Origin of the sequence: Leptolyngbya sp. NIES-2104 (assembly GCF_001485215.1) — a bacterium.
In the GTDB taxonomy this organism is placed as follows: Bacteria; Cyanobacteriota; Cyanobacteriia; order Leptolyngbyales; family Leptolyngbyaceae; genus Leptolyngbya.
This window is the reverse complement of the sequence record NZ_BBWW01000001.1, coordinates 2,939,181-2,962,005: the sequence shown is the minus strand read 5'-3', so window position 1 is coordinate 2,962,005 and position 22,825 is coordinate 2,939,181. Positions and strand designations below refer to the sequence as shown.

At 47.6% G+C, this 22,825-nt stretch carries 24 protein-coding genes; 9 read left to right on the top strand and 15 right to left on the bottom strand.

Features of this window, described 5'->3' with window-relative positions; all coding sequences use genetic code 11:
• Nucleotides 1-33: 33 nt before the first annotated feature.
• Nucleotides 34-519 (top strand): hypothetical protein, encoded by a 486-nt coding sequence (locus NIES2104_RS13845; RefSeq protein ID WP_058998762.1) that lies wholly within the window; start codon nucleotides 34-36, stop codon nucleotides 517-519.
• A gap of 117 nt (nucleotides 520-636) precedes the next feature.
• Here NIES2104_RS13845 and NIES2104_RS13840 read toward each other — a convergent pair whose 3' ends face one another.
• The 10 genes from NIES2104_RS13840 to NIES2104_RS13800 form a co-directional block, all read right to left on the bottom strand.
• On the bottom strand, nucleotides 637-1,653 hold the full coding sequence (locus NIES2104_RS13840) for a pentapeptide repeat-containing protein (RefSeq protein WP_058998761.1): 1,017 nt from the start codon (nucleotides 1,651-1,653) through the stop codon (nucleotides 637-639).
• 246 nt (nucleotides 1,654-1,899) lie between these two features.
• Nucleotides 1,900-3,360 carry a polysaccharide biosynthesis/export family protein gene (locus NIES2104_RS13835; protein WP_058998760.1) on the bottom strand — a complete coding sequence of 487 codons (1,461 nt, stop codon included), beginning with the start codon at nucleotides 3,358-3,360 and terminating at the stop codon, nucleotides 1,900-1,902.
• 16 nt (nucleotides 3,361-3,376) lie between these two features.
• Entirely contained in the window at nucleotides 3,377-4,459 is a 1,083-nt protein-coding gene (locus NIES2104_RS13830) for a glycosyltransferase family 4 protein (RefSeq protein ID WP_058998759.1), read from the bottom strand.
• Nucleotides 4,459-5,595, bottom strand: a complete 1,137-nt coding sequence (locus NIES2104_RS13825) for a glycosyltransferase (protein ID WP_058998758.1) — start codon at nucleotides 5,593-5,595, stop codon at nucleotides 4,459-4,461. The genes NIES2104_RS13830 and NIES2104_RS13825 overlap by 1 nt, the downstream gene beginning before the upstream one ends.
• A gap of 118 nt (nucleotides 5,596-5,713) precedes the next feature.
• Nucleotides 5,714-6,859 carry a glycosyltransferase gene (locus tag NIES2104_RS13820; RefSeq protein ID WP_058998757.1) on the bottom strand — a complete coding sequence of 382 codons (1,146 nt, stop codon included), beginning with the start codon at nucleotides 6,857-6,859 and terminating at the stop codon, nucleotides 5,714-5,716.
• Between the two features lie 60 nt (nucleotides 6,860-6,919).
• Nucleotides 6,920-7,117 carry a DUF2949 domain-containing protein gene (locus NIES2104_RS30835; RefSeq protein WP_072218068.1) on the bottom strand — a complete coding sequence of 66 codons (198 nt, stop codon included), beginning with the start codon at nucleotides 7,115-7,117 and terminating at the stop codon, nucleotides 6,920-6,922.
• Between the two features lie 539 nt (nucleotides 7,118-7,656).
• Nucleotides 7,657-8,163: a DUF192 domain-containing protein gene (locus NIES2104_RS13815; RefSeq protein ID WP_058998756.1), complete on the bottom strand. Its 507-nt coding sequence runs from the start codon at nucleotides 8,161-8,163 to the stop codon at nucleotides 7,657-7,659.
• The gene (nblR, locus tag NIES2104_RS13810) at nucleotides 8,160-8,849 is read right to left on the bottom strand and encodes a response regulator transcription factor NblR (protein WP_058998755.1); all 690 of its coding nucleotides are present in this window, start codon (nucleotides 8,847-8,849) and stop codon (nucleotides 8,160-8,162) included. Before nblR ends, NIES2104_RS13815 begins: the two co-directional genes overlap by 4 nt.
• 72 nt (nucleotides 8,850-8,921) lie before the next feature.
• Complete coding sequence (locus NIES2104_RS13805; RefSeq protein ID WP_058998754.1) at nucleotides 8,922-9,836, bottom strand: NAD(+) kinase; 915 nt, start codon at nucleotides 9,834-9,836, stop codon at nucleotides 8,922-8,924.
• 39 nt (nucleotides 9,837-9,875) lie between these two features.
• Entirely contained in the window at nucleotides 9,876-10,859 is a 984-nt protein-coding gene (locus tag NIES2104_RS13800) for an SDR family oxidoreductase (protein WP_058998753.1), read from the bottom strand.
• 242 nt (nucleotides 10,860-11,101) lie between these two features.
• On the opposite strand from NIES2104_RS13800, the gene NIES2104_RS13795 reads away from it, so the two are divergent.
• Entirely contained in the window at nucleotides 11,102-11,485 is a 384-nt protein-coding gene (locus tag NIES2104_RS13795; RefSeq protein WP_058998752.1) for a metalloregulator ArsR/SmtB family transcription factor, read from the top strand.
• A gap of 34 nt (nucleotides 11,486-11,519) precedes the next feature.
• Here the strand turns inward: NIES2104_RS13795 and petM are convergent, their stop codons facing one another.
• Nucleotides 11,520-11,624 carry a cytochrome b6-f complex subunit PetM gene (gene petM, locus NIES2104_RS30605; RefSeq protein ID WP_063270207.1) on the bottom strand — a complete coding sequence of 35 codons (105 nt, stop codon included), beginning with the start codon at nucleotides 11,622-11,624 and terminating at the stop codon, nucleotides 11,520-11,522.
• An 80-nt stretch (nucleotides 11,625-11,704) separates the two neighbouring features.
• On the opposite strand from petM, the gene pdxA reads away from it, so the two are divergent.
• On the top strand, nucleotides 11,705-12,724 hold the full coding sequence (gene pdxA, locus NIES2104_RS13790; protein WP_058998751.1) for a 4-hydroxythreonine-4-phosphate dehydrogenase PdxA: 1,020 nt from the start codon (nucleotides 11,705-11,707) through the stop codon (nucleotides 12,722-12,724).
• A 288-nt stretch (nucleotides 12,725-13,012) separates the two neighbouring features.
• Nucleotides 13,013-13,234: a DUF4327 family protein gene (locus tag NIES2104_RS13785; protein WP_058998750.1), complete on the top strand. Its 222-nt coding sequence runs from the start codon at nucleotides 13,013-13,015 to the stop codon at nucleotides 13,232-13,234.
• 57 nt (nucleotides 13,235-13,291) lie between these two features.
• Here the strand turns inward: NIES2104_RS13785 and dapF are convergent, their stop codons facing one another.
• A complete protein-coding gene (gene dapF / locus NIES2104_RS13780) occupies nucleotides 13,292-14,137 on the bottom strand; it encodes a diaminopimelate epimerase (RefSeq protein WP_058998749.1) in 846 nt (281 codons plus the stop codon).
• Nucleotides 14,138-14,222: 85 nt separating this feature from the next.
• Here dapF and NIES2104_RS13775 point away from each other — a divergent pair, with 85 nt between their 5' ends.
• Nucleotides 14,223-14,438, top strand: a complete 216-nt coding sequence (locus NIES2104_RS13775; RefSeq protein WP_058998748.1) for a hypothetical protein — start codon at nucleotides 14,223-14,225, stop codon at nucleotides 14,436-14,438.
• Nucleotides 14,439-14,494: 56 nt separating this feature from the next.
• Here the strand turns inward: NIES2104_RS13775 and NIES2104_RS13770 are convergent, their stop codons facing one another.
• Both NIES2104_RS13770 and NIES2104_RS13765 read right to left on the bottom strand, forming a co-directional pair.
• Nucleotides 14,495-15,430: an alpha/beta fold hydrolase gene (locus NIES2104_RS13770; protein ID WP_058998747.1), complete on the bottom strand. Its 936-nt coding sequence runs from the start codon at nucleotides 15,428-15,430 to the stop codon at nucleotides 14,495-14,497.
• Nucleotides 15,431-15,541: 111 nt separating this feature from the next.
• On the bottom strand, nucleotides 15,542-16,342 hold the full coding sequence (locus tag NIES2104_RS13765) for a DUF4114 domain-containing protein (RefSeq protein WP_058998746.1): 801 nt from the start codon (nucleotides 16,340-16,342) through the stop codon (nucleotides 15,542-15,544).
• A gap of 333 nt (nucleotides 16,343-16,675) precedes the next feature.
• On the opposite strand from NIES2104_RS13765, the gene NIES2104_RS13760 reads away from it, so the two are divergent.
• Nucleotides 16,676-17,608, top strand: a complete 933-nt coding sequence (locus NIES2104_RS13760) for an inositol monophosphatase family protein (RefSeq protein WP_058998745.1) — start codon at nucleotides 16,676-16,678, stop codon at nucleotides 17,606-17,608.
• On the opposite strand, the gene NIES2104_RS13755 is transcribed toward NIES2104_RS13760, so the two are convergent.
• The gene (locus NIES2104_RS13755) at nucleotides 17,589-18,398 is read right to left on the bottom strand and encodes a VanZ family protein (RefSeq protein ID WP_058998744.1); all 810 of its coding nucleotides are present in this window, start codon (nucleotides 18,396-18,398) and stop codon (nucleotides 17,589-17,591) included. The two genes, NIES2104_RS13760 and NIES2104_RS13755, sit on opposite strands and share 20 nt — an antisense overlap.
• Nucleotides 18,399-18,934: 536 nt before the next feature.
• Here NIES2104_RS13755 and NIES2104_RS13750 point away from each other — a divergent pair.
• The 3 genes from NIES2104_RS13750 (at nucleotide 18,935) to NIES2104_RS13740 (ending at nucleotide 22,777) form a co-directional block, all read left to right on the top strand.
• Complete coding sequence (locus NIES2104_RS13750; RefSeq protein WP_058998743.1) at nucleotides 18,935-20,167, top strand: class I SAM-dependent methyltransferase; 1,233 nt, start codon at nucleotides 18,935-18,937, stop codon at nucleotides 20,165-20,167.
• A 69-nt stretch (nucleotides 20,168-20,236) separates the two neighbouring features.
• Nucleotides 20,237-21,415: an NAD-dependent epimerase/dehydratase family protein gene (locus tag NIES2104_RS13745; protein ID WP_202815059.1), complete on the top strand. Its 1,179-nt coding sequence runs from the start codon at nucleotides 20,237-20,239 to the stop codon at nucleotides 21,413-21,415.
• Entirely contained in the window at nucleotides 21,416-22,777 is a 1,362-nt protein-coding gene (locus NIES2104_RS13740) for a UDP-glucose/GDP-mannose dehydrogenase family protein (protein WP_058998742.1), read from the top strand. It begins immediately after the preceding gene.
• The last annotated feature ends 48 nt before the right edge of the window (nucleotides 22,778-22,825 follow it).

Below are 22,825 nucleotides of genomic sequence, written 5' to 3'. Positions count from 1 at the left end.
CGAGCGTTTTCACTTTTAGCGAGTCACTGGATTATGAAACGATTTTTCTACTTGTCTGCAATTCTGGTTTTGTTTACGGGCTGTCTTCCCGTCGCTCCTTTCCTTCCTTCTAATCGGACAGAAAATAATACACCAGCCAGTCCTGCAAGCAGTCCAGCCAGCGAACCGAAGCCTGAACCCAAGAAAAGCAAAGTTGATCAAACCGTGCTGCGTGTCACTGCCGCTCAACTCAATCGCTCTGTTCCACAGCAGATCGACGAAGAAACAACGCTGACCAGGGTGGATGTTCAAGAAGACGGACTTCTCTATAACTTCCAGCTTGTCACCAAAACGTCTGCTGACCTGAATGCAGATGCCAAAGAAATCATCCGCAATGTCGTTAAAGAGCGAGTTTGCGCCGATCCTGCTACCAAAGCAAATTTGAAGGATGGTTATTCTTTCTACTATTCCTACGTGGGCAAGGATAAGCTACCTGTTACCAAATTCGCGGTCGCCCCGAAGGATTGCGGCTTTAATTAACTTGGGTTCAACGAGTCTTTCCGCTTCGATTCCATCGGATTCACACTGAATTTATCACTGAGAATCCGATCAAATCGATGGCGAAACGTTCAACTACTGGATGAATGCCGTTCAATTCTAAGAGGCGGGCATACCGTGAACCTTGCCATTCGGCATGATTGCACCTTGGAGATTGGCTCCGGTGAGTTTGACCATCACTCGATCGTCAAATCCCACTTTCGCCCCCCGTAAATCCGCCCCCCGTAAATCGGCTCCACTCAAATCCGCCCCGATCAAATTCGCCTCTCGCAAATCAGCCCCACACAAATTTGCCTCTAGCAAATTCGCCCGAAACAGATTTGCTCTCTCTAGTTTCGCGCCTTCAAGATTTGCCTTGTGCATAAATGTATCGCTCAAATCCGCACGAGACAGATTCGCTCGACTCAAGTTATACCCAGAAAGATCTTTTTCTTTTAAGTTCTGTCCGCTCAAATCTTTTCCGGTCATGTCCGGCATTTGAGGACGGGCAGGGGATTTCGGTGGATGATGGTATTCCGCCCGGTAGTGTGACTGACGATAGTAATTTTGAGTGTTGTCAGTCGATTTCGGTGGCTCGGCTTTGGGATTCGGCTCTGATTTGTGATTGTTGTCTGCCGACCGATTCTGCCCGTTCGACTGCTGTGAATAGTTCGGACGGGGATAAGGCTGATACGTTTGATAGTTCGGTCGAGTCCGATCAGAATGTCCGTTTGTTGAATGACCATTCGAGTGCCCATTATTAGAATGACCGTTCGTCGAGTGACCGTTACTAGAATGACCATTCGACGAATGTCCATTAGAAGCTTGCCGTCCGTTCGGGGATGAAGTCGGGGGACGGTAATAGTAGGACTGATAGTAAGTTTGCGAGGAAGGTTTCGGTTGAGCCGCAGCAGGTTTCGCCGCTGTGCCGTTTTTGAAATGCGATCGTAAAATATCCCGTGCGTGATTCAGTTCCTTGATTTTCGCCTCGGCTTTTTGCACCAAGCGCGGGTTGTCTTTAGGCACACGATCGGGATGCCAAATAAACACAAGGTCTTTATACGCCTGGTTCACCTCTTCGAGTGTTGCCCCAGACTCTAGTCCTAGTACTTGATAGCAGCGCTCAATCTCGCCCATCTACTTCACCATCCTGCGCGATCGACTTGTAACGTCTGTGATTACTCACTCACTCATTCTCCTGGAATGAAGTAGAAAGTCCGCTTTGATTCAGTCTACCGGGTTCTTCTGCTTCCTGCCTCAGAATAAAGAGTGATTTAATCTCGTTAACTAAACGATTAGCTTTTTAAATCAATCAAAAAAGGGAACGAGGCTTTCTTCATGGTAATCAAGCCTCATTCCCTTTTGATCGGACTGAACGGAAAGTTAACGGAAAATTCCGAAGATGCCAAGGGCAGGACCTAAGACACCTCCAATGCCTTCAGTAAAGCTCTGGAAGCCAGTCTTCCGAATCACGATCGTATCGCCTGCTTGCAGCGGAGGATTTTTCGCTTGATCAATGCCGCGTGCGAAATCGATATCGACACTTCGACGATCGACGGTTCCATTGGGCTGGAGTCGAATGAATTCGACCTGATTGCGTTTTGCACCTCGCGCAAATCCACCTGCTGCCAAGATAGCTTGGTTCATGGTGGTGTAAGGCGCGACCTGTACGGCTCCGGGTCGTTCCACCTGACCAACCACGTTAACGGTGATCAGTTCGGGTGAAATTACACCCCGACCCATAATCGCGGCATCTTCTGGAGTCACGCTTGCGGTTGCCATCGGCACGATCACGCGATCGCCTTCTTGTAAGATGAGGTCTTGTTTCGCGTCACCTTCCCGCAACAAGCTCATCAAGTTGACTTTAATCACTTGCTCATTGCCGTTCGAGACGGTTCGGCGAATTTCGATATCGCGAATGTCCGCACGTTGCGTGATGCCGCCTGCTTGCTGAAGTGCCCGTGTGACCGTGGGTGCTCTCAGGCGTTGAGTCACGGTGGTGACCGGAGCGGCTCCGGGAGCGGCGGGCGTTGCGCTCGGATCGGGTTGAGAAATAGTCTCACCGCGAACGGTTTGAGGTCCGGGACGGTTGACTTCGCCTGCCACGATCACGCTGATTGCTCGATCGAAACTCGCGCCTAAACTGGAGTTCGACAGTTCAGCGCCGAGTGTTGCATTCAAGGTCGTTGCAGCCGGAACCACAACAGTGTCGCCGTCTCGCAGTTGGACATCTTGCGAGAGATCTCCACCCGTCAGCAAGCGGCTGAGATCGACTTTGAAGTTTTGCGTCCCACCGCCGCCTGGACGACGACGAATGATTTCGACTTGTTTAAGGTCTGCGGACTGCTTGATGCCGCCTGCCATTTGCACCATGCGGCTCAGCGTTGGAACTCCAGTGTCGCCTAGCGGGGTTGTATAAGTTCCAGGACGTGCCACTTCTCCAGAGACTGCGACCTGAATCGGACGAGCCGCCAAAAGCGTCACGGTGATTACAGGACGAGTTAAATATTCACTGTAGCGGCGAGAAATCGTATCCGAAGCCTGCCGTAATGTGAGTCCTTGGACGGCGACTCCTCCAGCCAATGGCAAGTTAATCGAACCATCCGCCATCACTTGATATTCACCGGTGTACTCTGGTACTCCAAAAATATCGATGCGGACACGATCGCCAGAGCCGAGTAAATAGCCTTCATCGACTCGCACAGAAGGCGCGGATTGTTGGGCAGGGGGGCGACTTCCGGCATTTTGCGCCATCACAGGAGTCGCGGTTGCCATCAATCCGAGTAGTGTTGCCAGCATCAGCGGGTTAGGCTGAACCTTTCTAACTGCTGAATTCAAATCCATAGATCTCTTAAGTCTCCTAAGCACAAACAGTCCGATTCATTTCTGCGATCGCAGCCTGATACACCCCTAGCGTTTCCTGATGCACTCGTTCGACTCGCAGCCAGTCTATATTAGTCCGGGCGCGAATTTTCCAGGCTTCCAGGTCTTCCCGACATTTCAAGAGCATCGAAAGCGCTCTTGAAAGCGCCTTTACATCTCCGACGGGAACGAGTTGCCCTGCCTGTCCTCCATCGAGGACTTCCGGGATACCGTCTACGTCGCTGGCAACGATCGCACATCCAGCTTCCCGTGCCTCAGAGAGCGCCAGTCCAAACGGCTCTTGACGCGAGGCGAGGACAAATACGTCCGTTGACATGAGATAGCGTTGCGGTTCAGTTTGAAATCCCTCAAAATGAATCCGCGATCGATGAGGGCTGTCTTTGGCTTGCCGCTCAAACGCTGCTCGATGAGGACCGTTTCCTACCAAATATAGATGGGCAGTTGGATGTTCGTCAGCTACCTGCACAAAGGCTTCAATTAAGTCATATATTCCTTTGCGGTGATACAGTCCGGCTACGGTTGTAATGGCAGGATGCTGGAGTGGCAAAGGTTTGACGTGATCAAGCGATGGGTGTCTAGGGGTTCCGATCGTGCCGTTAGCGACGACGTGCAGTTTCCGTACAGGAATACCGCGATGTTGCATCGATCGCGCAACAGAGCGACTAACGGCGATGACCCTATCAGCGATTCCCATCAAAACCGCGTGAGATTGCCACTCGTTGTGAACGGTTGAAACCAAGACATAGCTTGCATTTCCGCGTAGTAGCTTGGCAAGAATGACACCTGTCACCATGTGCGTATGGACAACATCCGGTGAAAATACTTGCGTAATGTCTCTAAATTTCTGAGTAATATTTAGCACTTCAAACGGCGATCGTGGATTTGCGATCGTAAAATGCCGGATCTCATATTGCTTCATCAAAGATTCATACTCACCGCCGCTGGACGCGATCGCAACCTCGAACCCAGCCTGTGCTTGATAGCAAGCGAGATCGATCGCGGCGTTGACAATTCCATTTCCGATATCTTGAACGTGGTTAAGGACGTGGAGAATTCGCATCAGCGTTCGACAAGTAAGCGTTCGATGAGATCAACGTATTGGTCAACGATGCGATCGCGCTCGAATTCAAGAGAACGACGTTTGAGCGCAGCACGATCGACAGGTGAATCAAGCATTTCTAAAATGGCGATCGCCATCGTTGCGGGATCTGCAACTGGAATTAGCCTACCGTATTTTCCGTGATCGAGAATTTCGGCAGGTCCGCTAGGACAATCCGTAGAAACAACAGGGGCACCACAGGCGAGTGCTTCCGCAACCACGTTTCCGAATCCTTCAAATCGAGAGGATAGCGCAAATAACGATGCTTTAGATAAATAAGCATAGGGATTCTCAGTAAATCCGGGCAGTGCTACATCCGATTCGAGTCCAAATTTCTGAATCAGGGCTTCTAGGGCGGCTCGATCGTCTCCCTCTCCCAAAATCATCAATCGAGCCGGACGGTTTTCTCGCACTTTCGCAAATGCTGTAATCAGGGTGGGGAAATCTTTCTGGCTGACCAATCGCCCAATTCCTAAAATTACGGGCGGCTCTCCAGAATTAAACCAAGGATGATCGATCGAGATTTCACTTTTCTGAAAAACTTCCTGTGTGACCACCGGATTGTAAATGACTTGAATGCGATCGACCGGGAGCCGAGTTAATCCTGCCACATCTTCCGCTGTTCCGATCGAAGCTGCCACAATTGCGTCACATTTGGGATACAGCCAGCGCACCATTCGCGATCGCGCCTTGCCAAAAGTCCGTCCCTGGTGATTCTTAAATTGCTCAGATAGATAAGTCTGGACACACATCACAATTTGAGTGGAAACCGTTGCGGGTCGTGCCCAATATGCAGAACTCAGAATGTCTAACGCGGAGAACAAGATCGCGGGCTGTTCTTTTTCTAGGTACCGACGAAGTGCGATCGTTTTCGTCACCACGATCGGAAAAGTCGCCCGTAAATCAATTAACCGAATTTCGAGCGGAATATGATCGAGATATTCTCCTCTTGCCTCAGCAAGAACTAGATCAACCCGCCAACCCCGCTCTGCAAGTCCGATCGCTAAATACAGCATGGCGCGTTCGGCTCCACCACCTGCAAGAGTAGGCAGAAAAATGCTAATTAACGGCTTGGGTCTAGACTGATGAGCGGTCATACTTCAAACGAAGAATAAAACTCTAGCATGAGGCAATTCTTAAATTGGCGCTTCTCTCTGTAGTTTGGAAGACACGGAACTATCCGTAACGATTCGATATGTCGATCGAACTATCTCTTTAGAACGACTCAGCCAACCGTTTCTGTAAATGCTGTTGAATTTGAGCATTTGTTTTAGCTAGATGAAACTTTTCGCGTGCTCGCTGTTGGGCAGTCATCGCAACTTTAGATACTTCGGTATGTAATTGGCGGCACAGTTCGATCGCATTTGCTAATTCTTTCGGATCGTTCGGGGTCGTGAGCCATCCGGTCACTTCTGGATCGATTAACTCGATCGCGGCTCCAGCTTTTGCGGCGATCGTTGGTTTTCCACAAAGCATCGATTCTACAATCACTCTTCCAAACGGTTCAGCGGCAGTAGAAGTATGAGCGACGACATCACACAGTTTCATTAACGGAATGACATCATCACGGAAGCCGAGAAATTTAACGCGATCGTGCAGATTTAATCGATCGACCTGTTGTTTTAATTGCTGAACGTATTCTTGCTCTCCGAACAAAGCATCGCCCACGAAGATCGCACAAACCGTAGGATCGCAATACTGTAGAGCTTTGAGTAAAACGTGCTGTCCTTTCCAGGGCGATAGACGGCTGAAGTGTCCAACGATGAAGCGGTTTTCCAGAGTGAGAGACGATCGCAATTCTGTTGTATCAATCTCGTTCTCATACGGTTCAAGATCAAATCCGTTGTAGACCACTTCAACCAATTTTGAATTTCCGCCTGCTTTAATAAAGGCATCTCGACTCGCCTGAGAATTCGCAATCACTAACTTCGCTCGATTAGCCATTAGAACGGCTAATCGGCGATTCGTGTTGCTGAAGTGGTCGGGAGAAAGAATATCGTGCAAATGATAAACGAGCGGACAGCGAGAAATCGAACTTGCGATCGCGCCAACCACCAAGGCTTTTTGAGTATTGGCATAAATTGCGTCGTACTGACGACTCAGGACAGCGACGCGATTAATTAAAGGAATCAACTGGCTGAGACTGAGTAAGCCAGCGATCGCGCCGCTCGATTTCCGAACTGCGATCGCTTTTTGCGCCAAAACCTGAACCGGAATCTTTCGCTGCTCTAAACGCTGCCGAAAATCCCCATCTTCAAACAAGCCAACCAAACAAGACTCTCGGTAAGCTGCGGCAATATCAAGCAGGCAAAGTTCAGCACCACCAGATTTACCCGTTTGATCTAGAAATAGAAGCTTCACTCCATAATCCTCGTGCTGCTACGAGCAACCCACTGTGAAATCTAATTGGCTGTAGAAAATCTACCTATCGGATGATTCAAGCCAACTATAGATTCTGTCAAGCTGATCAATAGTAACCAGTCCATACTGCCAAAGAATCATTGGCAAGGGTCCTGGATTCTGTTCACGGTAGCGCAGAGCAAGCGCGATCGAGGATGTCGAAAGCGAGAGTTCTTCTTGAAGGAAGCGAATAAACTTTGAATGGGTAGCAGCGAGCATCAGACAGTCACCTCCGGGTCAATAGGGGAGCAAACGCACCCAATTATGGGTAAGCAAATTGAGCTTGGAAGCAGTGAGTAGCCAGTACAGAAGGTGGACTACGGCGGCAAAGAACTCGAATCATTCGATTCGGGGGGCAAGTTCTAAGTTGAAAACAAAAATTCAGGTTAATTCTATTCTGCCGAAGCCTGTTTTACTAGGGAGAAACGTGCAATTCTTTCTGTAATTAAGCTGGAACATTAATTTAGCTTCTGGTTACCGAAAGCGTCTCTATCTAAAGTTTGGTTGTGAAATGTCATCCACCCTAGGGGCTTGCTATTTCTTTCTATATAATTAATATTAATATTAAGTGCAGAGCGTAAGCCAAGATACAAATAAAATCTAACTTATTCCAAAAAAATTAAGAATTGGACGCTGTGTTTCTATCGGAAATAGAAACACTCAATATTTAGGTATAGAAAGTCTTTTCGCTTCGATTGCTTCTTGCCCTGAAATGGCAGGGCGGGATCTGGCAACGAACGACATTTTCAAACGTTCTTCTAGTTGCGAATTTGCTGAATCGTAATGCGATCGCCGACCTTTAATCCCAGTTCTGCGGCTCTGCCTCCCCGAAGTTCAATCACCTGATCGATGTCTTCAGTCGCAGATCCATAAGTGGGGCAAGGATCAGCTTTACAAGGTGGCACATTTGCCGCGATGAATCGAACCTCACCTTTTCGCAGAAACAGCATATCGAGCGGAATCAGGGTGTTTCTCATCCAAAACTGAGTGGGACGCGGCGGATTAAACGGAAAAAGCATTCCGCGATCGTCTGCCAAACTCGTCCGAAACATTAAGCCTGTCGCCTGTTCATCGGGCGTTTTCGCAACTTCTAGCTTGATCACTTGATCGCCAGCCTTAAACGATGCGGTCAGCGGTAGAACTTGTCCCATTGCAGAAGGAGTCGTAATCGGGGCTGGAGATTCAGACGGGGAGGGTTTGGCTTCAAGTCCAGAACAACCGAGTAGCAAGACTCCCAAGCTTAAACACAGAATTTGACACTTCATGACTCTCTCAAAACATAACCAACGCCACGAACGGTTTGAATCAGACGTTTTTCGCCTTCATCTTCAATCTTCAAACGCAAATATCGAATGTAAACTTCGATCACATTCGATTCGCCTACAAAATCGTAACCCCAAACATTTTCTAGAATCTGTTCTCGTGTCAGAACTTCGCGAGGATGTTCCATCAAATATTTAAGCAACTCGAATTCTTTCATCGTTAAATCGATCGCTCTTCCATTTCGCAATGCCTGACGAGTCGATAGATCTAAAACTAAATCCCCAAACCGGAGTTGCTCACTGCTGGGTATATCTGGCTTCAAATACATCCGCACCAGTCTCAAGAATTCCTCAGAGCGATAAGGTTTGAGAAAATAATCATCTGCTCCCGCTTCAATGCAAGCGACACGATCGTCAACGGTATCCCGCGCCATTAAGAGCAATACCGGAGTCCGAGCGCCTGTCGTTCGTAAATCGTGGCAAAACGTCAAGCCAGAATCGCCATCGAGTAAGCGATCGACCACAATCAGCGAGGGATGTTTCTCGATCGCTTGTCTGAGTCCAGCACGCGCATCATGAACCACGATCGTGTCATAGCCTGATTCTTGTAAATCCAGACTGACATGATGAGCAAGAGATTGATCGGTTTCAACGATTAGAACGCACGGAGTGGCATCGGCAATACTCATAAATCGTTCGGGTTTAATTCACGCCGTCATTCTAACCATAGACGCGCAAATCGTCTAAAGTGCCGCAATTTCTTAGCATTCTTCAGCGGAAGGTTTCGCGACATGCGGTAAACCCCAACCGAGTTTTTCTCTCAAAATGTGGAAGAATTCAGGCGGTTTCAATCTGACAAATCGAGCGGGATAAGGGGCTTTTTGGATACAAACGCGATCGTCTGGCAAAACATAACACCCAGCATTTCCATCGGCGGTTAAAACTAATCGATTCGGAATCGCTGGATAAATTGTCACAGGTTCGCTATTGGTAAAAACAAGTGCCCGTGATGCCAAAGAATGCGGGCAGATCGGCACCAGAATCATCACGGGCACACCTGGAACAATCACCGGACCGCCAGCCGAGAGCGAATAAGCAGTCGAACCCGTAGGAGTCGAGACGATAATGCCATCAGCAGCAATGTCTACACGAGTATGCCGTCCAACTTCGATTTCAAAGTGGCACATACTGGTCAGCGGTTCGCGGTGAATCACAATTTCGTTCAGACAAAGCGCTTCCCAGAACATCACATCATCGCGGACGATCTGCACCCACAGCATCGTTCGTTCTTCGATTTCGTACTCTCCGGCTAAAAGAGACTCGATCGCACTTGGTAATTGATCAAGCAATACCTCGGTCAAAAATCCCATGTGTCCGGTATTGACCGCCAGCAGGGGAATATGACAAGCCGCAACCTGGCGAAATGCAGAAAGAACCGTACCATCGCCACCGAGGACGATCGCGAATTTCATTTCTGCATCAAACCCAGGCGGAACTAATCGATCGATCGGGGTATGACAGACTGGGCTTTCCGGTGAGGCATAGCCTAAAATTCCACCTGCACCGGGAGCCAAGACGACTTCCCAGCCAAGCGAAACTAACTTGTCTTCAATCTCAGACGCAACCCGACAAGCAACTTCTTTTCCGTCGTTGTAGATAATGCCAGCTTTCGGCACAACAAAAACCTATCCTAAATAATCATGTGATTTCTCATCTTAGAATCGAGGATACGCTTTCTTGGTGCGCTCTTTCTTTTTCTTGGCTTGCTCTTGGGCATATTCGACTTCTTTGAGCTTTTTCATGATCCGGCTGAAATACTCCTGCATATAGGCTTCCAGCGTAGTCATCTCCTGCGAATTCAAGCCCAAAACTTGATAAGTCTCATCCATCGAAGCCGTCAACGATTTTCCAGTCGCGACCACTTCAGTAAAAGCAAGTCGATCGGCAATATTCCAAGTCCACTGAAAGAATTGAGCAATCTTTCGAGAAGCCCGAACAACTCCGATCGGGGTTTTGATCACTTTGGCATCTTTACCCGATAGCCGTTCGCAAAGCTTGATAATTTCGTCTGAACTCCAAGCTTTCGACCCAACGACCGGAAGCGTTTTTCCGATCGAGTCCGGTGCTTTGAGCGCTTGAACGGCGAATTTTGCGATGTCGATCGTATCCATGTAAGCAGTCGGGGCAGTATTTCCCATCACCCAGACGCTTTGCCCTTCGAGAATCGGAATCGCGTATTGCCCGATTAAGCCTTGTAAGAATCCACAGGGGCGCAGAATTGTGTAATTTAGCCCTGATTCCGCTAAGAATTTCTCGGTGCAGGTTTTGATTTCCATTAGCGGAACCTGTGGAAATTTCTCGGCATCAAGGATCGAGAAGAAAATATAGCGATCGACTCCTGCCGTTTTTGCTGCTTGAATTAAGTTAACTTTGCCAGTCCAGTCGATTTCCTTAATGCTGCGTGAATCAGTCGCACGCGCAGTCGCAGCATCAATCACCGCTGTCACACCCTCAAACGCTGCGGGCAACGTGTCTGGATAGCAGATATTTCCGGTGACGAGTTCGGCTCCCCACTCTTTTAAGAAGGCGGCTTTTCTGGGGCTACGGACTAGACAGCGAACCTTGTATCCCTCATCTAATGCGCGACGAGTAATCTGTCTTCCCAAGGTGCCAGTCGCACCCACAATCAATACGCTCATGAGGAGTTATGTGACAAATTGTTAACTTTTCGCTAGATTCTATCAGAAATCACGCATCTAAAGCGCAGTAAGCGCGATCGAGTTTCTGATCTCTAAAATCGAACATCCCTTATCGTAGCGTAGGTCAAGGAATGTAACGGATTTCTTTGCTCAAGGTGAAATTCTCATTTATGTTGTCTGGGTGAGTGCGCTACGCTGAGAATATCTACGATCGTGGCAGGTTGCGTTCTGAGTCGATATCTATGTCCAATCCTGATGTTGCAATTTCTACGGTTGAGCAGTGTGCTGATTCTCATCCGGTGAATTTAAATAATGTTCGATCGTTGCAGCGTGACCTTTTGAGTGTCGAAAAGTCACAGCGAATGGCGGAATTTTTTAGCCTGCTCGGTGATGCGAACCGCCTCAGAATTCTGTCTGCGCTCTCGGTGCAGGAATTGTGTGTGTGTGATCTCGCGGCTGCGGTAAAAATGACCGAATCTGCGGTTTCACATCAATTAAGAGCTTTACGATCGATGCGATTGGTGGGATATCGCAAACAAGGACGCAACGTGTTCTATTCGCTCAAAGACCATCACGTTTTCAATCTGTATCGTGAAGTCGCTGAACATTTAGACGAAGAAGAGTGAAGGAAATCGATCCGCCACTCTCGCTTTCTTGAAATTACTCTTCGCCACCTTGCAATCTGAGCAGCAAAAAGCCAAGCGACAACCCAACCAAAATCAGGGTGAACGCTAGGATTGCGGTGTTAAAAATTTCTCCAGCCATTGTGCAATTCTCCTCTTAAACAGCGATCGAATCATCAATTTACGTATTGTAAAGCAGTTCAGTCACCCTCTCTTCACATCATGACTCGTTTAATCATTTCAATGGGTGATCCTGCCGGAATCGGTGCAGAGGTCATTCTCAAAGCGTTATTTGATCGCCCAACTACTGATATTACGATCGCTGGAAATCGCGCTTATTTGAACGAACTCTACGATCGCCTCCGCTCCGATTCAAATCTTGCAAATCCAAACGATCTGAACGTTCTAGATCTCGATCTTCCTGGAGAAATCACGCTCAGCAAGGAAAGTGCAATCAGCGGTGAAGCGAGTTTTCGATATTTAGAAACGGCAATCGATCGCACATTAGCAGGCGAATTTGATGGAATTGTCACGGCTCCGATCGCAAAATCTGCTTGGAAAGCCGCAGGTCACATTTATCCAGGACAAACCGAACTCTTAGCCGAAAAAGCTGGAATCGATCGCTTTGGCATGATGTTTGTTGCTCGATCGCCTCACACCGACTGGACATTACGCGCACTCTTGGCAACAACCCACATTCCACTCAAGCAAGTTCCAGAAGCGCTCACCTTTGACGGACTGACTCAGAAGTTGGAATTACTCATCGAATGCCTTGAGGAGGCGTTTGGAATCGATCAGCCGCGAATTGCGATCGCAGGACTGAATCCCCACAGCGGCGAACAGGGACAACTCGGACGCGAAGAAATCGATTGGTTGTCTCCCTGGCTGGAATCGATGAGAAAACAATTTCCTCACGTTCAATTGGATGGGTTATTGCCACCTGATACGATGTGGGTTAAACCAGGTCAAGCCTGGTTTGGTTCCGGTCGTGGTTCGGCTCATGATGCTTATCTAGCGCTGTATCACGATCAGGGATTAATTCCGGTAAAATTGATGGCGTTCGATCGCGCTGTGAATACCTCGATCGGGCTTCCCTTCGTGCGGACTTCTCCGGATCATGGAACCGCATTCGACATCGCTGGAAAGGGAATTGCTGATGCAACCAGTATGAAAGCCGCGATCGATTTCGCGATCGAACTTGTTCAGCGTCGGTCATCATTCTTACCAATCAAAGCAATTTGATTCTCTAATGCTTGTTCCGGACCTTCATCTGTCAAACTTAGGGAAGACAACAAAATTTTGCTAAATTCACTACAATTTGCAGTGAGGTTGAATGTTAGGGGTTGTTGACTTTGGCAATACATCTTAAATTTTTAGCTCAGAAATGAGGTAGAAAATAAGAAGAATTCAGTATATCTCACTACAAAGTTACGCTGTTTGGAGGAGACAGACGGCGAAAGGCTTTGGACTTCTTAATTTGTTAATTAGGTTGATATCTTCGATTCCCAGATTTCTCAGGAAGGTAGACCCATGCTTCAGACTGCACAGTACTCGCTTGGCATGATTCAAGACGAAGTACGACATCTCATTGACAGCGGACTTGTCAGCCGACAACAGCCGATTTATACGTTATGCAAGCACATCCCAGCCCGTGAATGGATGCGCTTTGAAACCGAATTAGAGCGATATGATTTCCTGCTGCGCGATCGCATTGGCGATTTGATGTGCCAGGAATGCTGGGACAACGACTAGGGAAAGATGCACCGAGAATCAGACGCTTTTTGAAACCTGTCTGATTCTCGCCCAAGATTAGTCTCGACTCCCAGCGAAGACTTTATCCGCACTTCCGGTCATATAGATTCTGTTATCGGTTGCCCATTCGATTTGGAGACAGCCGCCGGGTAATTCGATCGTGGCTCGTCGATCGCATTTCTGATTTAGCACTCCTGCGACCAACGACGCACAAGCTCCCGTTCCGCAAGCAAGCGTGATCCCGGCTCCTCGCTCCCAAACTCGCATTTTCAGGTAGTCCGATCGCACAATTTCAATAAATTCGGTATTGGTTCGCTGTGGGAAAACGGTGTGATTCTCGAACAACGGTCCAATTTTTTCAAGCTCGATCGCTGCAACACTGTCAACAAACGTAATGCAGTGCGGGTTGCCCATACTGACACACGTCACATTCCAAGTTTGTCCTGCGACTTCAAGTGGCAGATTGATTACTTTCTGATCTGGAGCCGCTAACGTCGTTGGAATTTCTCCAGCCAATAACCGAGGTTCACCCATATCGACCGTGACTTGTCCGTTCGATTCAAACTTCGGAACCATCACACCCGCAAGGGTATGAATCCGATACTGTTCTTTTGATCGTCCAGTATCCGCAACTTCCAAATCCGCAATAAATCGACCCAAGCAACGAATTCCATTGCCGCACATTTCCGGCTCTGACCCATCAGAGTTAAAAATTCGCATTGTGTAATCGGTTCCATCTTGACCCGGAAGCGCAAAAATCACGCCATCCGCCCCGATCCCGAAATGTCGATCGCACCAGTCCACTGCCTCTTCAGGTGAGAGTTTTGGCTCAGTTGAGTCGCGATTATCGATCAAAATAAAGTCGTTGCCCAGTCCGTGATACTTTGTGAATTCGATCGTCATGATGAACAGTTACAGAAGTGTGTGAATTTTGGGGAATTGAGGCACTCTAGTAGGTTAGAACGGTTTCGATCGAGGACTTCCCCCAATGAGTATTGAACTAGATACCGGATTGCCAAGTACTCGTCAAATTCAGACGATTATTCGCGATGAAAAAGAAATCGAGATGAAGCTTTCCACAGGTGATTTGCTCACTGGGAAAGTCCGCTGGCAAGACCCTCATTGTATCTGCATCATGGATCACTATGACCAAGCAACGATCGTATGGCGACAATCGATCGTTTTTGTCAAACCTAAGATATAGATGTTCTTTTCTGACGAGACGATGGGGGCAAGATGCAAGTCTGGCTCCCATTTTTCTTAGAACCTGCGTTTTCTCGATCGATATTTTTCCAGAAATCCTAAAATTCCCGCTGCCAACTGCTCTGGATATTCCTCATGCAATCCGAGCGATCCGGGCATCCGATACACCTGCACCCCAGAAAAATGCGCTAACACTTCAATTTCCTGACGCGATTTCGGTGGCATCTGTTCACCAATTACCATCATTACGGGCACTGGGAGTGGCTGAAACCAGTTAAACCAATCTTGACGCGATCGCACTCGATCCAATCCCCCCGTCACGAAGGCGGCTGAAGCAAATCGCGCTCCTTTTTTCTTTGTCGTTTTCCATTTTTGCTCGATCAGTTCAGGCGTAATATTCTGCTGATCCGCGAAAACATGCCGCCTGTACATGAATTTCAAAAAGCGGCGAGTCGTATTCAAGATATAGAGAAACTGTCCCACGATCGGCAATCCAATCAGTCGCCGCAATATTCCATAAGCCCAACGGTGCTCGCCCATCGCCGTCGGTAAAGGACCTCTCCAAGTCGGACACACCAGCACAACCCATTCCCAAGGCGGCTGTTTTTGAGCCAACTCCATCACGTACCCTGCCGAGTGTCCCGCCGCGATGACGACGACAGGTTCAGAAAACATCGTCTGAACAAAACTCCGCAAACAAGTTTCATACAGTGCAGGCGTGTATTGAACGGTTGGACGTGACGAATCTCCGAAACCCACCCAATCGATCGCATAAACCTGATACTGATCCGCCAACTCTTTCGCCAATCCTCGCATCTCCGATCGACTCGATACCGAACTCAGAGCAGGCAGTAACAGAATCGGCTTTCCCTCCCCCATCACTTCATACACCAGAGTTTGCGGTTTCCCCTTCCAACTCCAGTGATGTTCACGAATTGTGCCACCGATTCCGATCAACGACTCAATCACAGGAATAGGAGAATCTTGGCTCATGTCGGTTTCCTCAGTCTGGAGATCTCATTCAGTCCCCCATTGTGCAACAAAAAAGGTAGTCCACGACCTGTGAACTACCGAGATTGGACAGAGGAAAGCCTGCAAAAAAATCTACTCAGCGGGATTGTTTTGACGACGACGAGCCACCAGACCCGCAGCACCCAGACCAAGCAGCGAAAGAACGATCGACGGTTCAGGCACTTTTTCACCCTTGAGCACTCTCAAGTTTTTCTCACCAACATCCACAACGAAGACTGCATCATTGAAATCGCGATCGGAGTTCTGATTTTTGCCACCCGTCGCGCCCAATGCACCGTACAGGTCTTCAAAGCCCAGCAGGATGTGACGAGTACCGATCGCGTACGCTACAACGTGTTGCAGTCCGTCTGCGTTCTGACCGGTCTGTGTACCGAAAATGTTGGTTCCGCCGCTAAAACCATTAGCTTTCAATCCGAAATCAAGCAGAGATCCGCCGTTAATGTTGCCCAGTTTCACAGTGTCGCCCAGTTTGAGAGCATTACCGCCCCAAGCACCGACACAGCCTGCACCTGAGCAGGAAATATCGTTGAAGATCAGCCCTGATGTGTTTGTGGTTCCGGTGGAAGTGAAAGCGAGTTGGTTGCGGAATCCAGCCCCTTCATTAATGAAAGAAACGCTCACATCATGAGCAAATTTCAGATTCAATTTGGTGGGATCAAGCAGAAATTGTTCGCTGTTTGGAATCGCGACGCGCTCTTGCTGAACGTATTTTTGATAAGGAGCGTCATCGAATCCGGCTTGCTCTTTGCTGTAGATGGTGGGCTGCGTCCAGGAGCTACTCCAATTAAACGCAGACGCAGAAGGAGCATGAATCAAAGCTCCAGTCATTGTGGCAGCAGTCACGGCGAAACCAGTCAAAAATTTGCTTTTCATTTGGCAGTCAAGATGAAGTGCAGCTAACTCTAGAAGTTCAGGCTCCCGAAAATCGGTTGCTTGTAACTTCTAATACTTCTAACAAGGTGGAATGCTGAACATCCTGGGGGTTTTTGCGGACTTCTCTTACTCTTTATCCGATTAGAGAAAATTTGCGGCTTCTACGGAGCGAACGGTAAGAGTTTCTAGAGTTACTGTTAGGAGAAAGGCATGATTTCCGCACGAGTACGAGTAATTTAATCCAAGTAAACGTCGAATTTGATGAGTTTTTTGCTAAGCTCCGATTTGAACTGCGAATTTCAGCGGACAGTAATACGGATTAGGAAAAAAGATATGCAGTACATTTACGAGGCTGAAATCGCGATCGCTGCCGCCAAACAAGCCGCTTCTCTGTGTGAATCCGTACGTCACTCTTTAGAATTCGCAAGCGTTGATAAACCCGATCGCTCTCCAGTGACGATCGCGGATTTCGCTGCCCAAGCCGTGATTTGTCATCAGTTAAAAAAGGCTTTTCCTGAAGATGCGATCGTGGCAGAAGAAAGCGCCGCTTTGCTGTACAAATCTCCTGCACAACTCGCGAAAGTCACTGAACTGGTGCAGGCTCTAATTTCTGATGCAACGCCTGAACAAGTGACGGCTTGGATTGATTTCGGTCAAGGCAAAGTGGAAGAGCGCTTTTGGACGCTTGATCCAATTGATGGAACGAAGGGATTTTTGAGAGGAGATCAATATGCGATCGCGATCGCCTTGATTGAATCTGGAGAAGTGAAACTTGGTGTGATGGCTTGTCCCGCGTTTAAAGAAGGTTGCTTATTTGTGGGGATTCGAGGACAAGGAACGCGAAGAATTTCACTCAAAACGGGTGAGTCTCAAACGATTCGCGTATCGGTAGGAAATTGTTTAGCTGAAAGTGTGGAGACGAGTCATGGCGATCTCGATCGACAGCGATCGATTGCTCAAGAAATTGGAATCACATCGCGGCTGCCGATGGATAGTCAAGCAAAATATGGCGCGATCGCATCCGGTCACGCTGCTCTTTATATGCGATTACCTTGGGTAGAGAATCCGTACTATCGAGAAAATATTTGGGATCATGCAGCGGGGGCAATCATTGTTGAGGAAGCGGGCGGACGGGTCAGTGATATGAATGGAGATCCGCTCAATTTCTCGATCGCTGCTCAACTTATTGAAAATCGCGGAATCGTAGCAAGCAATAGAGCGATTCACGAAGCAGTATTAAATGCGATTATTCAAACAAATAAATGAGACGACTCCGAACCACCAGCATTGTAAAAAATGGAATCATCATACTGACTAAAACATTCGTTTCTCTGATTTCTGTTCCTCTTAGAAATACCTCAATCATGATTCCTGGAAGCACGATCGACATTGCAGATAGAACCAGATAAAACTTTATATCTCTGCGCCTCACAGTAAAAATCAGTGCAAGTAAGATTCCGAGCGGAACAAAGAAACATCCGTAAATCATGAATAGAGAAGCGATCGAAAAGTCCCAGGTTCCAAACTTCAATCTCTGCTGAAGCACAAAGCAAATTCCGAATACAAAAACAATCCACAGAATTAATAAACTCGCTAATAACTGAGGAGACAAACGACGAATCCAATTCGGAATAATTCGGGCTGCATTCGGGAAGAAGTGACACCACAATAAATAAAGAATTGCTCCTAATGTGCCGCCTGTGGTATTCGTGCAGAGATCAATCCAGCTCGAAGCCCTCCAAGGCAAAAACACCTGTAAAGTTTCTACCGTGAGAGAAAGCAGCAAACTTAATCCAGCCACTAGGAAAATTGTCGATCGCTTTTTCACCCGTCGTTGGCGAAGTTCGTAAGCGACATCCAACCCAAACGGTAGGAAAAGAAAAACGTTTCCAACAATATCGCTAAATCCGCTGGCGTGGTAGAAAAAGCTACGAATGGCAAATCCAAGCGTTACACCTTCTGCGGTGAAGTTAAACGGCAGTAGCGTCACCAGCACAATCAGTAGAATACTGCTGAACGTGATAAAACTCGATCGACGGGGCGAAGAATAGCTCATGGTCTCAAAGCGAACAGATGACAGAATCTCTCAGGCGTTGCACTCAAAATAGCCTAAACTTGCTTCAATCTCGGTTTTGATCATTCCGTGAATGTCGAGATTAGATTTCGTCTACTGTAGCGAAACTTGAATAAATAAAAACACTAAACATATGATTTGTACGGATGCAATCGCCAAAAGCAGTGATTTATCGCTACATTTCATAGGATTGGATTGACTCAATTCGATGCAGGATTCACCGAAACGCTGTCATCGCAGTAGTCTTGAGCACTCGACTGAGATTCTCCGTAGCTCTATTTTGTTTAAGTAAAGATGCGGGGATTTCGATAAAGATTACGTAGAAATACTGGAAAATTATGCAGAGATAGTAGAGACTTGACTCATCGAACTTTCAGACGAAATTCGATGTCGATGTGCAGGAATGTCTGCCCCAGTCCATCGAATCTGCAATCGTCATTGTCCCCTGACCCCAAACACGATTCAAGGCTTGCTGCGCTGTCGTTTCAGCGTCCTGATGCTGTGAGGTGCATAAATTTATGAGTGGTTCAAATTGTCGGTTTTGTAGCTCACCGCTGCATCATACATTTGTTGACTTGGGAATGTCACCGCTGTGCCAAACCCATATTACTCCAGAGCAATTAAATGAGATGGAGCCGTTCTATCCACTCCATACTTATGTTTGTGAGAATTGCTTTTTGGTGCAATTACAGGAGTTTGTCAGTCCCCAAGACATCTTTACTGAGTACGCTTATTTTTCCTCGTATGTGGATGCGCTACTGAAGAATGCGAGTGACTACAGCGATCTGATGGTGGAGCGGTTCGGGTTCGGATCTCACAGCAAAGTGGTTGAGATTGCAAGTAATGACGGTTATTTGTTGCAGTACTTCCACAAGAAAGGCATTCCGGTATTAGGCGTTGAACCTGCGGTGAATGTTTCCCAAGTCGCTAAAGATAAGGGCATTCCAGTCGTCAACAAGTTCTTTGGAGTGCAAACAGCGACGGAACTAGCAGCCGATGGTAAGGCAGATTTGCTGCTGGGTAACAATGTCCTTGCTCATGTGCCAGACATCAATGATTTCGTTGGTGGCATGAAGATTATGCTGAAGCCTGACGGGGTGATCACGATGGAATTTCCCCATTTGATGCGCCTGATGGAAGAAAACCAGTTCGATACGATCTATCACGAGCATTTCTCTTATCTGTCATTTATGGCAGTGAACCGGATTTTTGCACATCATGGTTTAACGCTGTTCGACGTGCAGGAGATTCCGATTCATGGGGGTTCTCTGCGGATTTATGCTCGTCACACCGAGGATGAATCGAAGCCGATCGACGATCGCGTCACTGAACTGCTAGAGCGTGAAAGAGCAGCAGGATTCGACAAACTCGAAACCTATGCGAACTTCACTGAGCAAGTGAAAGAGACTAAGCGAAAATTGCTAGAGTTCTTGGTCACAGCGAAACAGAAAGGGAAAACGATCGCGGGTTATGGTGCACCCGGAAAAGGCAATACCTTGCTGAACTACTGTGGAATTCGGACGGATTTTCTCGATTACACGGTCGATCGCAATCCTTACAAGCAAAACAAGTTCACTCCCGGAACTCACATTCCCATCTATTCTCCGGACAAGATCCGAGAAACAAAACCAGACTATCTGTTGATTCTTCCCTGGAACGTCAAAGACGAAATTATGGAGCAAGTCTCCTACATTCGTGAGTGGGGCGGTCAGTTCGTGGTTCCTATCCCTGAAGTTAAAGTCTACGCCTAGTGCGTGTGTTGCCAGTCTTGTGTTCTTGATGATGAAGCTCTCGATTTTTGATGTTGTGGAAACGAACTTATGAGTGCAACGAGTAGTGTAGGTGTAAGCCTCAACGAAGAGAATTTAATGACCCAAACCAAGACTCAACAACGCGCAAAAGACATTATTGCTGAAGACCTAGACTATATCTGCGGCAACTTAGCAGAAGAGTTTGGAGCAATGGCAGGCAAGAATCTGCTGATTACAGGTGGTGCAGGTTTTCTAGGCTACTACTTTGTACTCTCTGTCTTGCACTGGAACCAAAAGCACGATTCTGCTCAACAGATTCGCGTCACGGTTTACGATAACTATTCGCGGGGTGTTCCCACTTGGTTGACGAATTTGAAAGACGATCCGACTTTGACATTGTTAAAGCATGATCTGAGACACCCGTTACCGTCAGACATGGGAGACTTTCAGTACATTATTCATGCAGCCTCGATCGCGTCTCCGACGTTCTACCGCAAAGACCCGATCGGCACAATGGATGCCAATGTGAACGGGCTTCGCAATCTCCTGGAATATTTCAAAAATCAGCGCGATCAGGGTAAAGAAGTCGGCGGTTTCTTGTTCTTCTCTAGCAGCGAGATCTACGGCGACCCCACACCCGAAAACATTCCCACGCCTGAAGACTATCGCGGCAATGTTTCCTGTACAGGTCCTCGTGCTTGCTATGACGAAGCAAAACGGTATGGTGAAACGCTGTGTGTGAACTTCGCTCAGCAGTATGATTTACCAATTAAATCAGCTCGTCCGTTTAATAACTACGGACCTGGATTGAAAATTACCGATCGACGTTTGCTGCCTGATTTTGCTCGTGATGTGTTCAGCGGTAGAGATATTACAATGCTGTCTGATGGCTCACCCAAACGAACCTTTTGCTATTCAGCGGACTCGATCACAGGCTACTACAAAGTGCTAGTCAAAGGTCATCCGGGAGAAGCTTACAACATTGGGATTGAAACTCCAGAAATCTCAGTTGCAGAACTAGCAGAACGAGTCGTTGCATTCTCGAAAGAACTATTCGGATACCAAGGCAAAGTAGTTCGCAAAGTCAGCGAGGACAAAGACTATCTCATTGATAATCCGAATCGTCGTTGTCCAGTGATTGAGAAAGCGAGAACTCATTTGGGTTACAATCCAACGATCTCGATCGAAGAAGGGCTTCGTCGATCGCTGATTTGGTATCAAGACAACCAAGAAGCGGAGGACGCATAAATGCGAGTTTCAATCATTGGAACAGGCTATGTGGGTTTGGTTTCAGGGGTTTGTTTTGCTGAGAAAGGGCACGAAGTGGTCTGTGTTGATGTTGATCAATCGAAGGTAGACAAGATCAATCAAGGCATTTCTCCGTTCTATGAGCCTGGACTGAATGAACTGTTAGAGCGCAACATTCATTCGGGTCTTAAAGCAACGATTGATTTCCGTCAAGCCATTCTTGATACTGAGCTTTCTTTGATCGCTGTTGGAACTCCGTTTGATGGAAAAGAGGTTGATCTCACTTATGTCAAGCAAGTTGCTCAGCAAATTGGTGAAGCACTGAGAGAGAAATCAACCTACCACTTGGTTGTGGTGAAAAGTACTGTAGTTCCTGGAACGACAGACCAGGTTGTTCTACCGATTCTAGAAGCGGCTTCAGGCAAGAAAGCGGGCGTTGACTTCGGTGTGGGAATGAATCCGGAATTTCTCACCGAGGGAGAAGCGATCGATGATTTTATGTATCCCGATCGCATTGTGCTTGGCGGCATTGATGAACGCAGTATTGATCAGTTGGATGCACTCTACACCGGATTTGAGGGAGTCGATCGACTCAGAACGAACAATTCCACCGCTGAGATGATTAAGTACACCTCGAATTCGTTGTTGGCACTGTTGATTTCCTTCTCAAATGAGGTTGGTAATCTCTGTGCAGCAATTGGAAACACCGACATCGTAGAAGTGATGAAGGGTGTACACAACAGCCGCTATTTGACGACTGTATTACCGAATGGCGGTGCCTCTGGCTCAGGTGAACCTGTCCGCGTTGTTCCCCCGATTACGAGCTTCCTTGCCGCTGGTTGCGGATTTGGAGGAAGCTGCCTACCCAAAGACGTGAAAGCTTTGATTGCTCATGGTGAGAAATATCAAAGTCCGATGCCCTTGTTAGATGCTGTGATCCGAGTCAATCAATCTCAACCTCAGCAAGTGATTGCTCGGTTAAACAAGCATTTTCCGTCACTTGATGGCGTGAAAATTGCAATCTTAGGTCTATCTTTTAGACCGAATACGAATGATATGCGCGAAACGCCAGCGATTCCCTTGATCAAGGCATTGAAAGCACAAAATGCAACACTTAAAGCCTACGATCCGGTTGCGAACTCAGAAGCAGCAAAGCTACTCGCTCCCGATGAAGTAGAACTCTGCGATAGCTTACAAAGCGCGATCGAAGGCGTGGATGCGATCGTGCTTGTAACCCGTTGGGATGAATTCCGATCCGTTCCTGATTTAATTGCTCAACTCAATCCACAGCCTGTGTTTGTCGATGGTCGTCGGATGTTGGATAAACATTCGATCGAGCGCTACGAAGGCATTGGACTGTAGCAAGACATCGATCGGGTGAAATGCTCGATCGATGATTGTCCATTTTCA